The organism is Mucilaginibacter sp. Mucisp73, assembly GCF_059491465.1.
The window spans coordinates 1,639,356-1,654,213 of the sequence record NZ_CP168507.1 but is presented as its reverse complement, the minus strand read 5'-3'; the positions used below and the strand labels follow the sequence as shown (position 1 = coordinate 1,654,213).

Genomic DNA, 14,858 nt, shown 5'->3' with positions numbered 1-14,858 from the left:
CAATTTGATATTTTTACTTACCAGTTATTAACTAATAATTTATAATGCATAGTAGGATAAATAACATCTTAAATCCGAAAATATACTTTAGTTTCCCGTTCCTTTTCGTTTACCTAAATGTTTTTGGTTTCACAGCCGGGCAGCCCGTGCGGTATCTTGGTATCGAAAACGGACTATCTAATAATGCGGTTACATCCCTCTACCAGGATCAATATGGTTTTATGTGGATGGGTACTTATGATGGCTTAAACCGGTATGACAGTGATGAATTTAAAGTCTACAGAAACGAGTGGAACAACAACAAATCCCTCCCATACAATCATATAAGTGCCTTAAATGGTGTTGGTAACAAAATATTGATAGGCACACAACGCGGGCTTGTTTTTTATAATTACCCCAACTCTTATTTCTATCCGGAATATTTCCGGGAGCACAACAGCGGGCACCGGTTAAAAATAGCTTCAAATATCAATGTTATTGTAACCGGTAAGGACAGTAGCATATATATAGGATCCGATGAGCTGGGATTATTGAGATATGATAAAACCAGGAAACTTTACCTGCAAACGGACCTTACCAACCAATATAATTATAGTGTAAAAGCATTATGCCTCACCCGGGCAGGAGTTTGGGTATTTGTAAAAAACCGCGGGCTGGGTTTATACGATCCAAAATCTGATCGTATAAATATCATCAATACTCAACTTTACAGTGCCAGTTGCCTGCTTTCAGATAAAGCGGGTAACCTTTGGATAGGCACCGAAAACGGCTTGTTTATATTTAACAGTAAAACACGAGCTATCAAGAGGTTTCACCAGGCTATTGATAAACTTACAAGCGATAACATATCCAATTTAACTCTCGACGAAAAAGGTAATATCTGGATAGCTACCGACGGTGGCGGCATCAATATTTTAAATACAGATAGTGGCAAACTCACTTTTATTACCAATGGTAACAAAGCAGGTTCATTGCGCAGCGGGGCTGTTACCGCGGTTTATCATGACAGGGAATCAAGAAAGTGGATAGCAACCCTACGCGGCGGGGTTAGCGTGGTGGACAATTTTAAAAAGCCATTTGCACTTTTTAACAATGATCCCTTCAACAAAAACAGTGTAATCAATAGTTTTATTCTTTCCTTTTGCGAAGATGAAAAGCATAACCTATGGATAGGCACAGATGGCGGCGGGCTTTCTTACTGGGACATTAAAAATAATTTATACACCGGCTATACTCATGCATCAACCGGCGGGGGCTTAAGTACCGATTTTATCGTGAGCATACTTAAAACCTTCGATAATAAAATATGGGTGGCTTCTTTCAACGGTGGTATTGACCAGTTTAGCAAAGCTACCGGCAAATTCAAGCATTACAACTGCTATAATACATTAACTCAAACGACCGATAGAAACCTATGGAAACTTTTTGAAGATTCCAGGCACCATTTATGGGCAGGTACTACCAGGGGCGGCCCATTGTATCTTTATAACCGAAAAAATGACCGCTTTGAACTATTTGATGAAAACCTCGTCAACATACATGCTATATTTGAAGACAGTAATGGAAACTTGTGGGCAGGCAATTACACCCGGCTCATTAAAATAGATACCGTTAAGAAGGCTCATCATTTTTTTAATGTGGGTTATGGCATCAGAACCATCGCGGCTGATAATTCGAATCATTTATGGGTTGGAACTGAGGGTGGTGGATTGCTAAAATTCAACCTTCCTGATATGGTCCGTGTGAGGTATACCAAGGCCAATGGTTTGCCGGGTAATTCCATCCTTAATATCCTTATCGACAACAAAGAAAACCTATGGTGCAGTACTTACAATGGTTTAAGCAGGTTTTCCCCGGCAAAAAATAAGTTTACAAATTATATTGTTTCTGACGGTTTGCAAAGCCTCCAATTTAATTACAACGCGGCTATCCGGCTTCAATCGGGCAATATGGCCTTTGGAGGGATTAATGGATTTAACATTTTTAATCCCGACAGCATACAGGTAGCAGACCATAGGCCCGATCTTCGCATTACCGGCTTGAAAATTGACAATTCAGAAACCGATGGCTCCAGCGAATTGCTCAAAAATCAATCTGTAGCGGATCTTAAAACAATCCGGCTTAATTATGAACAGGCTGCGCTTACCGTTCATTACACGGCGCTCGAATATTCGTTTCCGGATAAAATTGAATACGCTTATTATCTTGAGGGATGGGACCATGGGTGGAACTATGTGGGCAAGACCAAATCTGCATATTACACTCATTTAAATGAAGGCAATTACAGGCTAAAGATCAAAGCTACAGACACCCGGGGAAACTGGATGCCGAAACAGATCAGTGTTAAAGTTATTGTGTTTCCGCCATGGTACAGAACGTTGTGGGCCTACGGGGTATACCTGGTTATTATCTTTGGGATAATATACCTTTATTTCTTATATCGGGTAAAGCAGGCAAAGCTTAAATTTGAAATTAACCTGGCTAACTTAAAGGTTGAAAAGGAAAAAGAACTGAATGAAAAGAAGCTCGCTTTTTTTACCAATGTTTCGCACGAGTTCAGAACGCCGCTTACGCTGATCATTAATCCTATCAAAGATCTGCTGGACAAAAATAAAAGCCATTCGGACGAGCTAAATACGGTATATAGGAATGCCCGCCGCTTATTAGGATTAGTAGATCACCTCCTGTTGTTTCGCAAAACTGAAAGCGAAAACGCGCAATTAAATATAAGTGAGGTAAATTTTGTACGGGTATGCGAAGAGGTATTTTCGTGCTTTGCACATCAGGCTAAAATCAAAAACCTGAATTTTACTATTGAAACAACCAGCAGGGATATTGCGGTATTTGCCGATGTCGAAAAAATAGAGATCTCATTGTTTAACCTTATTTCGAACGCAGTTAAGTTCACACCTGATCATGGCACCATCAAGATTTTTGTAGATGAAGATGACACACATGTTTACTTTAAAATAACAGATAATGGCATTGGTATCAATACCGACACCGGCGATAAACTGTTTGATAAATTCTACCAGGTAAAGGATAATAATTACTTTAAAAAGGGCTTTGGTATCGGTTTGTACCTGGTTAAAGTATTTATTAATTACCATAAGGGCACAATAAATTATTTAAATAATAAAAATGGCGGAACAACCTTCACCTTAAAGCTATCAAAAGGAATAAAACACTTCTCGGCAGAGGAGATAAATATTGTAACAGCTCCTGACTATAATTTTGTAAATGACCTTATAGATCATGACAGTAAAGACCTGATTGAAGAAAATAGTGAATTGCAGAAGCTTGAACTGTTTAGCCAGGAAAAGCATACCCTCGTTGTTATTGACGATAATGAACAGATAAGGACATATATAAAAAAAATATTTTTTGCCGACTATTTAGTTCTTGAAGCAAAAGATGGAGCAACCGGTCTTGAGCTGATTAAAAAATACATACCAGATCTGATCATCAGCGATATTGTAATGGACGGAATAAACGGGTTGGATTTATGTAAAATGATTATGGAAGATGCGGCGATAAAGCATATCCCGGTTATTTTGCTCACCGGCGATACCACACCCGATATTATGGTTAAAAGCCTTGAACAAGGCGCAATAGACTTTTTGCGAAAACCATTTGATAAAGAATTGCTCACAGCAAGGGTCAAAAGTGTATTGAGGAATAAAACCAAACTTCAGCAATATTTTTATAAGGAGGTTACGAAGGAAAACATAGCCATTAATATTTCGCGGGAAAATAAAGACCTGCTCAACAACTGTATTGCTGTTATTGAGCAAAATTTCAACAGCGACAATTTTGATGTTTATGCCCTGGCCGATGCAGTCGGCATTAGCTACCCAACATTATTTAAAAGGATCAAAAGCACTACCGGCCAGTCTATCAACAACTTTATCAGGTTTGTTCGCCTGCGTAAAGCCGCCGAACTTCTGATCCAAACCAATTGTAATATCAATGAGGCGGCAATACAGGTAGGCATCAGCGATATCAAATATTTCAGGGAGCAATTTCACAAACAATTCGGCGTCAATCCATCAGAGTTTATCAGAAAACACCGGGCAAATTTCCAGGTCTCCTATCGCTTAAACGAGTTTGAAAAACCTCAGGTAAATTAAGAGTAAAAGAAACATCAGGCTGTCTTAAAAACAACAAAACAGCCTTGAACACAATTTTATCCCCCCTTTAATTTATAGTTTTGTCCCTCCTTTATACTTTAAACTATGCCTTACTTTGTTTCTGACGGAATCAATAAGATCATTTAAGATTTATAATTATTTCATTATCATGATTACTAAAATAATTACTGCCACACTGCTTATAGCTCTTCCCGTTGTCGGTAAATGTCAGCAGGATACGGTGGGCGGCTATAAATTGGTTTGGGCAGACGAGTTTGACGAGTACGGCTCTCCAAATCCGGATAATTGGGCATTTGAATCCGGTTTTGTACGGAATAATGAAGATCAATGGTATCAGGAACAAAACGCAATTTGCCGTGATGGTAAACTGATCATTGAGGCGCAGCGGGTACATCTGCCTAATCCGGGATATGCGCCTAACAGTACCAACTGGAAACAGAAAAGACAATTTATAAATTATACATCGTCAAGCATCAATACAAGGGGCAAGCACAGCTTCCAATACGGCCGCTTTATTATGCGCGGCCGTATAAGTACCGATGCCGGCCTATGGCCCGCTTTTTGGACCTTAGGTATAGAAAAGCCCTGGCCGTCTAACGGAGAAATTGATATTATGGAATATTACCAGAATAAGCTTTTGGCTAATATTGCCTGCGGTACAGAGGTTCCTTATAAAGCTAAATGGTATAGCAATCGCAAAGCACTTGATACCTTTAAAGCCAACTGGAACAAAAAGTTCCATACCTGGCGTATGGACTGGGATCAAAACGCTATAAACTTATATGTAGATGATCTTTTACTTAACCATGTGGACCTGAAAGATCTGGTTAACCAGGACGGCACTCAATTTAATCCCTTTATGCAGCCTCATTATATATTGCTTAACCTTGCAATAGGTGGTGATAACGGTGGCGCCCCATCTGCCACAAAATTCCCTAAACGGTTTGAAGTTGATTACGTTCGGGTGTATCAAAAAAATTAAACCGCCGGATCAATACATTTTGTTTGCTGCCTTTTAAATTGTCATATATACATTATTCCTCACCAAAAACAGGGACATAAGACCGTTTTATTTTAAAAACGTTGCATATAATGGATTTTATCCCCTTTTTTTTACAGCTTTACCCCCTTTTTTTTCAAAAAAATAGCGCTTAATTGTGATAGCCAATTAACATAGACTGGTTGTTATAACCCCTGCAAATATTACAACGGCCTATTTGTACAGATTTTTTATTTATCAAAAGTTGCTTGCTGCCGCTGTGAAATAATATAGCCTTTTAAGTTTCAAGAAACACAAGGCTATGGTTATTAACGTCGGCTTAAAACGGGAAGCTGCCATTGTTCTTTGAGATTGCTGCTTGAATTTCGCCCTAAATTTAAACTGTTATTTTAACAATTATTACCTATTAACTCATTAAATAACTTAAACAAAAAAAGAATGGCAAGACAGAAAAACTAAAAAGAAAAACGGACCAGGATCCACACGCATTAACTAATGCCAAGTTTTAATTTTTAATCACTCCCAATTATGCAATATTTTTTACCTGATAAAATATCTTTGAGAAGAAAACCCGGGTCAGTAGTTTTATCACTGATCATGCTGATAGTTTTGCAAACAAGCAGCTATGCGGCAACTGCCTTTAACTCCTTCAGCGGAATAAAACTTAACCGATATACAGCTGCTGTACCTATTAAAGGTAAAGTAATTGACAAAACCACCGGCGAAACCATCATCGGCGCATCTGTAAAAATCAAAGGAACCAGCACAGGTGCCGTTACAGACGTAAATGGTAGCTTCACGCTTAATGCCGACCCTAACGCAGTTCTGGTGATTTCCTATATCGGTTATGAACAGGCTGAGTTCCCGTTGAACGGACAAACCTCGGTAACCATCAGGTTACAGGTAAATGCCAAAAACCTGAATGAGGTAATCGTGGTAGGTTACGGTACCCAAAAGAAAACATCTTCAACTGCAGCCGTATCAACCATTCAAACTACCGAAATTGCGAAAAAACCGGTAGTTAACTTAACTAACAGTTTGGTTGGCCGTGCCTCTGGCTTAATCATAACCCAGGGTAGCGGTGAACCGGGCTATGACGGTTCAAACATATTGATCAGGGGCATTGGATCAACCGGCGGTAGTTCTCCGCTGCTTATTGTTGATGGTGTACCTCGTGATTTCAGTCGTCTTGACCCAAATACAGTCGAAAACATTTCAGTATTAAAAGACGCGGCTGCTGTTGCCCCTTATGGCGTAGCAGGCGCTAACGGCGTAATACTGGTTACTACCAAAAAAGGTAAATCTGGCAAACCAAGTTTAACCTACAACGGCTACTATGGTATCCAAAACCCAACCAAAGTACCAACCTTTGTAGGCTCTTATGAATATGCATTGCTCAGGAATGAAGCGAACGCTAATGATGGCCAGCCCGCAGCATACACCGCCGACGATATCCAGAAATTTAAAGATCATTCTGATCCTGATGGTCACCCGGATGGCCACCCCTTGCAGCAAATTATTCAGAGAAACCGTCCTATCACCTATCATAACGTTACCCTATCTGGAGGTACCGATGATATCAAGTATTTCGCTTCGTTAGGGTACACCCACCAGGCTGGTATGTGGAGCACAACTTATCTTGATAAGTACAATGGCTCGTTAAACTTAACAGCAAACGCTACCAAAAGCACTATTGTATCGTTATCTGTCAACAGTTATGTGGAAGATCAGCACTTCCCGTCCCAAAGTGCGGGTACTATTATAGGCCAGGCGCAACGCCAGGCACCAACCACACCTATTTACTACAGCAACGGCTTATGGTCTGGTTATATCGGTCAATCACTCATCGGCGAAATTTACCATAGCGGTTATCAATTCAATGAAAACACAGCCGTTCTTTCCCAGTTTACGATTGATCAGAAGCTTCCGATCAAAGGTTTAAGCCTGAAAGGAGTCATTAGCTATGATAACGGGCCGGATCCTTTATTTACAGGCAATCAAACCTCATTCCAGCGTATTTATACAACCCCTATACCTTTCTACAATGTTGATGTAACTACCACTCCTTACACTTACAAACAAGGGATCCAGGGAAATTCAAAGGCAACCTTCACCGAAAATTACAGCCAAAATCATACGCTAACCATTCAGGGCTTGTTATCCTATTCCGGCTCTTTTGGTAAAAGCGATATCACCGCTTTGGGTGTATTTGAAAGCCGCCGCGTAAAATATCAAACGTTTGGAGCAACAAAATTCAACTATAATCTTGACATTGACGAACTAAACTACGGTGGCCCGGCGGCGGCCGACGCAACTAACTTTGGCTATTCAAACGGGCAAAAGCAAATTGGCTACGTTTACAGGGTAGGTTATTCTTACGACAAAAAATACCTCTTTGAGGCAACTGGCCGTTATGACGGAAGTTATTTATTTGCGCCCGGTCACCGTTATGGCTTCTTCCCTGCGTTTTCCGCAGGCTGGCGTTTATCTGAAGAAAAATTCATTAAAGATAATTTCCTTTGGATTGATAACTTAAAGCTACGGGCATCATGGGGCCAATCGGGAGCTTATCCAAGATCAGGTAATTCAATTCTTACTTACCAATACCTAAGCCCATATAACCCATATGCAAACTCTGCAGTAATAAATGGTAGTGCAACACAAGGTATCAGTGAAGCATTACAGGGCAATCCAAACATTACATGGGAAAAGGCTAACAAAACTGACATAGGTTTTGAAGCCACTTTATGGAAAGGTTTGTTGAGCATTGAAGCTGATTACTTTTATGAAAAACGTTCGAACATGCTCGTTGGTATTGGAAATACCCTACCAGGAGAGTACGGTATTGGCACCGGCCTTGTAAACGGTGGGATCATGAGCAACCATGGTGTGGAACTTACATTGCAAAGTTCTCATAGTTTCTCAAAAGATTTGCGGTTAGATGTTACAGGTACCTTTACTTTCGCCAGGAACAAGCTATTGCAAGTTTATGAAACCAGTGCAACAGCTAACAATCCTAACAGGAGGCAAACTGGCAGGCCGATAAATACAATATTCGGATATCAGGCTTTAGGGTATTTTACAGCCAATGATTTTAATACCGATGGATCATTGAAAGCAAGTTTACCTGTTCCGTCTTTCGGGCCGGTTAAAGCAGGCGACATTCAATATGCTGACTTAAGCGGACCAGATGGAAAACCAGATGGCAAAATAGATGCTAATGACCAAACAGTTATCGGTCATCCTAACACTCCGGAAATTATATATGGCCTGGAACCAAGGCTGACATTTAAAAACTTTGACCTTGACGTGTTGTTCCAGGGATCCGGTAACAGCAATATTGTTATCAGTAACTATTTCGCTTTTCCATTCAATGCATCCGGTTCAGCCTCCCAACTGGTTTATGATGATCACTGGACACCATCTACCCCAAATGCCTTATATCCAAGGGTTACCGGCACACCAACATCAAACAATACACAAACTTCATCCTGGTTTGTCAGAAATGACTCTTATATCAGGCTAAAAAGCTTTGAGCTTGGTTACACATTGTCAAACAAACTATTGAAAAACAAAATCCAGTCAATAAGGATTTATCTTGCCGGGCAAAACGTCATTAATTATTTGCCTCACGTAAAAGAAATTATTGACCCTGAAAATAGTGGCAATAACACCAACTACTATCAGCAGCGTGTATTTTCATTAGGTTTAAATGCCACATTCTAACTAAAAATAAGAAAGCGATGAAACAGATTTTTATAAAATACAGAGAACTTTTTTTACTTGCTTTACTTGTTGTGAGTATTAGTGGATGTAAAAAAGATGATTCTCTAAATGTAACGCCCAAGGGGTTTCTGACTGACGAGGCCACCTTTAATTCACAAAGCAATGCCGACCTTTTTGTGAATGACATTTATAATCAGTTACCCGATGTTAATAACGATTACCAGCTAACAGAGCAATATGCAGATAACAGTTTTTGCGGTGCGGCATGGGAAAACGGACAAGCTACGGTAAGGGCAGGATCAATTGGCCCAAGTAATGTACCAACAGGCCCCGGTGGGATGTGGAATTGGGAAGGTAATTACGGAAAAATAAGGAAGTGCAATATCTTCCTGCAGCAGGCTGCAGCAAATAAAGCCAAGTATACCGACGATTGGTACAAGCAACGCGTTGCAGAAGTTACCTTTATGAGGGCGTACTTTTATTCGTTGCTGTTTACAGCTTACGGAGGTGTCCCAATTATTACCACACCGCTTAATAACCAGAATGGAAGTGATATTTTTACAGCCCGCGCTACGATTGATGAAACAGTTGCCTTTATCGAAGCTGATTGTGATGCAGCGGCCGCTGTTTTACCCACAAAAGCAGCACAAACCGGGAGAGCCACAAAAGGCGCCGCATTAACACTTAAGGGCTGGGTAGAGCTTTTTGCAGCCAGTCCGCTGGCAAACACGGCCAATGACGCAGGAAAATGGAGTAAAGCAGCAGCTACCAACAAATCGGTGATGGATATGGGTACTTATAGCCTGTTCAACACTTCGGCTACTTCTTATGCCGACCAGTTTCTATCGGCAAACAACTGGAATGTTGAAACGATATTTGCCCGTGGTTATGCTACAGGGCCTGCAAAGGGTAGTCACCGGGAAGGTTACCTGGGCCCGGTTTATGTAAACGGTGTTCAGCAGTCGTGGGGAAACCTGGCTCCAACACAGGGCCTGATTGATGATTACTCGATGGATAATGGCTTGCCTATTACAGATGCGGCTTCAGGATATAACCCCCAAGCCCCTTACACCCATCGTGAACAACGTTTTTATCAATCTATATTATACGATGGTGCAACGTGGCAGGGAGATATAATAAAAACGCGCATAGGCGGCAGTAACCAAATAGATCTTGGCTCGTCAAGCGATATCACCAATACCGGTTATTACGCCCGTAAAACGCTGGATGAAAGCATCACCGGGCAAACCAGTATCAACCTGGCGCCAAGCTTTGCCAATTACATTATTTTCCGTTACGCGGAAGTGCTGTTAAGCTATGCCGAAGCGCAAAATGAAGCGGTTGGACCGGATGCATCGGTTTATGACGCGGTTAATAAAGTGCGGGCGAGATCTGCCTTGCCTGCTGTAAAAGCCGGCTTAACCAAGGATCAAATGCGTGTATATATTCGTCGCGAACGCCGCATTGAGCTCGCATTTGAGGATAAGCGATGGTTTGATATCCGCCGATGGCTGATAACGACAGGTCCGAACGGTGTGCTTACCACGCCGGAATTTGGCATGAAGATCGAAGCCGGTGGGTCAGGGCTAACGTATACCCCGGTTAAGATATTTACCAATACCTTCTTCGAGCGGCAAAACTGGATGCCAATTCCGCAAGGGGAAATTGACAAGAATAAAAAGCTGGTACAAAACCCAGGATACTAAAAGATTAATACCTTGATTTTACATAACCCCGGGGCAAATGTCCAGGGGTTATGTATTTAAAGACAACTCTCACCGCTTAATATTTTTTAGCTTTAAGCTTTGTGCATTCTGCTTTTAGCTTTTGTATATTAACCGCCTTCTAAAATATTCATGAATAATAAACCTGATAGTCACCGTCCTGCAAAAAATCGCAAAGTTATAATTGCTGGTTCGATTGTTTTGGTCATAACCGTTTTGGCAGTTTATACAATATGGCATATTTCTGAAAACAAACAGGATAACGCCGGTACTGATCTACGAACCGACTACCCGATGGCAACCCTTCAAAGCATTGCCAGGGGAAAGATCTTATCACAACAATACTGCCGCTCGTGCCATATGCTGCCCGAACCGGCCCTGCTTAACAGGTTTAAATGGAAAAATGTATTTCCGCAAATGGGTTTACGCATGGGCATTAAAGCTCACAGAGATGAATCATACGTAGGGACAATTAAGGGCGACGATTTGATTGTGCCCGACAAGCCCGCATTAAATGAGGAACAATGGCAGGATATTATCGATTATTACATGAACACCGCCCCTATTGCCTTACCTACACAAAACAGGCCTATGGCTATTAAACGGGAGCTTCCCTTTTTTAACATCCAAAAACCACAGCAATCATTTAACGGCAAACAGGTGTTGGGCTGCTATGTAAGAATTGACAACAGCGTTAAGCCCGCCCGTGTTTATATTGCCAACGGGCAAACAAAAAAGCTTTATCTTTTATCGACCCAACTAAAAGTTATCGATTCGGTATCAACAACCGGCCCTGTGGTTGATATGCTTTTCGACCATGGCAATACCATGGTCTGCACCATAGGCAATGAATTAGGTGCCAACAGTGATAAACTGGGGACTATAACCCCATTAACCATTTCCGCCGAAGGCAAAATGCAATTAGCATCTCAGCCTGTATTCAATAAGCTTGGTCGCCCGGTTCAAATACTGGCGGCCGATTTGAATAACGACAACAAAACCGACTATGTTATTTGTGAATTTGGGAGTATAACGGGCGGGCTTTGTTGGATGGAAAATTTGGGTACCGGCACTTTCACCAAACATGTAATAAGTAATTTACCCGGAGCCATAAAAGCATATATTGATTATAAGGATAAAAAATTACCCGGCCTATACGTGCTTTTTGCACAGGGAGAAGAAGGCGTTTTTCATTTCGATAATAAAGGAGGCGGTAAGTTCGAAGCAAAGGAAATTTTAAGGTTTCCGCCGATTTATGGGTCTTCCTACTTTGAAATGGTTGACATGAACCATGACGGGTATAAAGACATAGTTTACACCTGCGGCGATAACGGGAATGCAACGCTGGTATTAAAACCATACCATGGTGTCTACATTTTTTTAAACGATAGAAAAGACGATTACAAACAGCGATATTTCTACCCTATAAACGGCTGCTATAAAGCTATCGCTAAAGATTTTGATGGTGACGGGAATATTGATCTTGCAACAATCAGCCTTTTTACCGACGCAAAGCAACCCGAAGAAGGTTTTGTATATCTAAAGAACACCGGCAACTTAAACTTTGTACCGTATGCTTTTCCGGCCGATACAAAGTTTGAACGCGCGGTAACTCTTGACGCCGGTGATATAAACGGTGATGGAAAACCCGACCTGTTGATCGGGAATGCTTTTTTTGATTTTGGCCCTTTCAGCTATAATATCAAAGAGCCGCTTTTCTACGTTTTGAAAAACGCTTCTAAGTGAAAGAACAACTGAATTTTCAATTCAAATAGAATAGGTTTATTTGAATTGTACTATAGTTGTTTTTCAAACACCATGTATATACTATTGCTGCCTACATAAGTAAAGCCTAACCTTTTACAAATATTTATAGCTTTTATGTTGTTTGTATTTACTTCGGTGCGGCATTTTTTAAATCCCTTCATTGTTAAATCTTTTAATGCAAATTCAACAAGCCTTCGGCCATACCCCATCCGTTTTGTAGAAGGATCAATGATCAGCATAGAAATAAACCCAACTTTATTTTCATAGTCGTTGGCATAATAGGCCAAAAAACCCTGTAAAGCATCCTGTGCCATAATAGTTATGATACAGGCTTTTTCAATAAGCTTATCAATGTAACCATCCAAATCGCCTACTTCAAACAACCCGCTTTCATCGTTAATCATCAGGTTCATTAAATCATAAATTTTCGATTTTAGGTAAGTTCCCTGTTCAATCATGATTGGTATAAAATTTATTTTACTTAATTAAAATCGGTTATATCAGCCAGGTTGGCGACAAGTAACAGAGCAGATTAATACATATTAATACATATTAACCCTTTATCGAAAATCAAATAATGCCGATATAAAAGTGACTGATATTTAGATTACAGAACCAATTTATAGGTATGTTTTTAAAGAAACAACAAGAGTAAAATAATGGTATTAAATTGTATATGACTGCACATAAGGTTTACACCATTTGTAAATCGTTTTTTTAGAGTTCTATCGACAGTGAATAAGCTACAACATATTGCTCCCTGTTGGCCAATTTGGTCTTGACCATTTTAATTATCAAAATCAAATAGTTAAGAATGTAAATGAAATTGGTGAAGAGGGATGATTAAGGGTCATGAGGAAAAGTTGTGGGATTAAAAGGTTAAGCATAGATTTTAGCTAATCTGAATAAGAAGAAAGTAGTATCCCTAACACCTCTTGAAGTAGCTCTGAAAGCTTTTATTTTCGCATTAAAAGATTCGGCAGAGGCATTTGTGCTCCTGTTATCAAAGAAATTCAGGATAGATTCATAATGTTGATGAACAGATCTTGCGACGGTCTTAAATGCATCAATTGCGGCATCCTCCACATGATTATACCATAGCGCTAATCTTTTAAAGGCGATTTGCTTGCTTTTGCAGATGGTGAATATATTACCCAATCCTATAGCCAGTTTATAAGCTTTGAGCAGTTCCGGGTATCGTGGAAAAAGCAGATCGGCTCTTTCTTTTTGTGCGGCAGTCCACCTGGACTGATGCTTAAACAACAGGTAGCGGCTTCTGGCAAGCAATTGTTTTAGTGTATCGCCATTGCTGAATAGCTCAGGCTGATAAGATTGCTTGTTTTGCCTGGCTTGTTCAATTGCCCTGCTTTCTGCATCCAGCGCTTCCCACCGATATTTTATACGAGCTTCCTGTAGTGCATCATATGCTAATTTTTGCACATGGAACCTGTCGATCACACGGCTCGCATTGCTAAAACACCTGCGGATAGCTTTGATCATGTTTGCCGCCATATCCATCGTCACTTCTTTTACCTTATTCCTTTTACGCAGCGGTATGCGTTCGATAACTTTTATGATCTGCTCCGTTTGTGTGCCCCTTAGCATAGCTACAATTGCCTTCTTGCCACCTTTAGCTTCCTTATTGGTGATAATGGTATAGAGTTCACCATTGCTCAATGCTGTTTCGTCTATGCTTAGCGATGGCCCTATGTTTTGTTCAAACAGCATCCATTCATCTGCATGTTCTTTTTGATCCCAGCTATGAAAATCGCTCAGAAAGTCTTTGTATTGCTGCTGTAGCTGTTTGCCATCAACTGTATAAAGCCGCCCTAACAAATGACAGCTGATCGGGTTATTATCCAAATATACCTTTTAAAAAAGTGCCGAATTCCGTTGTCATTCGCGCTCCTTTTCTAACTAAGTTCCAGTCCCTTGTGATGATCTCACCACTTGCTTTAACTTCCCATCTGCGCCTTTTAATGCAAAGAGCTACTTTGTGGCCCCGGATAGGAAAATCCTGAATAGCCGTCTCCGGTAAGAAGCCTTTTGACTCAAGTTGTTGCTTGCCATAACCTGCTGGCGGAAGATTCTTTTCCTCAAGGTAAATGTTCAATTGGCCGTTCTCTGAGGAAAGGACATCAGTAAGTTCAAAGTATTCCAAAAGCCCTTCGGGCAAGATAAGACGGACAAGGGTTTCGTATGCAGCTGACAAGTGTGGACGTTTTTATTTCTGCCTGCAAAGCAAACACTTTTTTTATTCCCCCACAATTTTTCTGCTTGATCCATGATCAAAATGATTTTGAGTATTTGACATAAAAACAAAAGCCTGCAATCATTTGATTTGCAGGCTTTTGAATAATTAGATATCAAAATCAGCGGAGAGAGAGGGATTCGAACCCTCGGTACCGTTTCCAGTACGACAGTTTAGCAAACTGTTCCTTTCGGCCTCTCAGGCATCTCTCCGTTTTGTTTTTTTTAATTATATCCCTT

8 protein-coding genes and 1 tRNA gene are annotated in these 14,858 nt (G+C 40.6%); 5 read left to right on the top strand and 4 right to left on the bottom strand.

All coding sequences use genetic code 11. The annotated features are described in order from the left end of the window. The first annotated feature begins 44 nt into the window (after positions 1-44). The 5 genes from ACEN82_RS07175 to ACEN82_RS07155 all read left to right on the top strand — a co-directional run bounded on the left by ACEN82_RS07175 (position 45) and on the right by ACEN82_RS07155 (position 12,347). Entirely contained in the window at positions 45-4,130 is a 4,086-nt protein-coding gene (locus tag ACEN82_RS07175; protein WP_413322685.1) for a two-component regulator propeller domain-containing protein, read from the top strand. Positions 4,131-4,299: 169 nt separating this feature from the next. Then, positions 4,300-5,133, top strand: a complete 834-nt coding sequence (locus ACEN82_RS07170) for a glycoside hydrolase family 16 protein (RefSeq protein WP_413322686.1) — start codon at positions 4,300-4,302, stop codon at positions 5,131-5,133. A gap of 576 nt (positions 5,134-5,709) precedes the next feature. Beyond that, complete coding sequence (locus ACEN82_RS07165) at positions 5,710-8,877, top strand: SusC/RagA family TonB-linked outer membrane protein (protein WP_413322687.1); 3,168 nt, start codon at positions 5,710-5,712, stop codon at positions 8,875-8,877. A 17-nt stretch (positions 8,878-8,894) separates the two neighbouring features. After that, on the top strand, positions 8,895-10,583 hold the full coding sequence (locus tag ACEN82_RS07160; protein WP_413322688.1) for a RagB/SusD family nutrient uptake outer membrane protein: 1,689 nt from the start codon (positions 8,895-8,897) through the stop codon (positions 10,581-10,583). A 150-nt stretch (positions 10,584-10,733) separates the two neighbouring features. Further along, on the top strand, positions 10,734-12,347 hold the full coding sequence (locus ACEN82_RS07155; protein WP_413322689.1) for an FG-GAP repeat domain-containing protein: 1,614 nt from the start codon (positions 10,734-10,736) through the stop codon (positions 12,345-12,347). A 50-nt stretch (positions 12,348-12,397) separates the two neighbouring features. On the opposite strand, the gene ACEN82_RS07150 is transcribed toward ACEN82_RS07155, so the two are convergent. The 4 genes from ACEN82_RS07150 to ACEN82_RS07135 form a co-directional block, all read right to left on the bottom strand. Beyond that, positions 12,398-12,826: a GNAT family N-acetyltransferase gene (locus ACEN82_RS07150; protein WP_413322690.1), complete on the bottom strand. Its 429-nt coding sequence runs from the start codon at positions 12,824-12,826 to the stop codon at positions 12,398-12,400. A gap of 421 nt (positions 12,827-13,247) precedes the next feature. Next, complete coding sequence (locus tag ACEN82_RS07145) at positions 13,248-14,231, bottom strand: ISAon1 family transposase (protein WP_495644010.1); 984 nt, start codon at positions 14,229-14,231, stop codon at positions 13,248-13,250. Then, positions 14,224-14,580, bottom strand: a complete 357-nt coding sequence (locus ACEN82_RS07140) for an ISAon1 family transposase N-terminal region protein (RefSeq protein ID WP_090533812.1) — start codon at positions 14,578-14,580, stop codon at positions 14,224-14,226. Before ACEN82_RS07140 ends, ACEN82_RS07145 begins: the two co-directional genes overlap by 8 nt. Positions 14,581-14,744: 164 nt before the next feature. After that, positions 14,745-14,831 (bottom strand) — tRNA-Ser (locus ACEN82_RS07135). Positions 14,832-14,858: the final 27 nt, after the last annotated feature.

Bases quoted from the DNA above. Each gene is read 5' to 3' on its own strand.
- ACEN82_RS07150 (WP_413322690.1), bottom strand. From the start codon at position 12,826: ATGATTGAACAGGGAACTTACCTAAAATCGAAAATTTATGATTTAATG.
- ACEN82_RS07170 (WP_413322686.1), top strand. From the start codon at position 4,300: ATGATTACTAAAATAATTACTGCCACACTGCTTATAGCTCTTCCCGTT.
- ACEN82_RS07155 (WP_413322689.1), top strand. From the start codon at position 10,734: ATGAATAATAAACCTGATAGTCACCGTCCTGCAAAAAATCGCAAAGTT.
- ACEN82_RS07160 (WP_413322688.1), top strand. From the start codon at position 8,895: ATGAAACAGATTTTTATAAAATACAGAGAACTTTTTTTACTTGCTTTA.
- ACEN82_RS07175 (WP_413322685.1), top strand. From the start codon at position 45: ATGCATAGTAGGATAAATAACATCTTAAATCCGAAAATATACTTTAGT.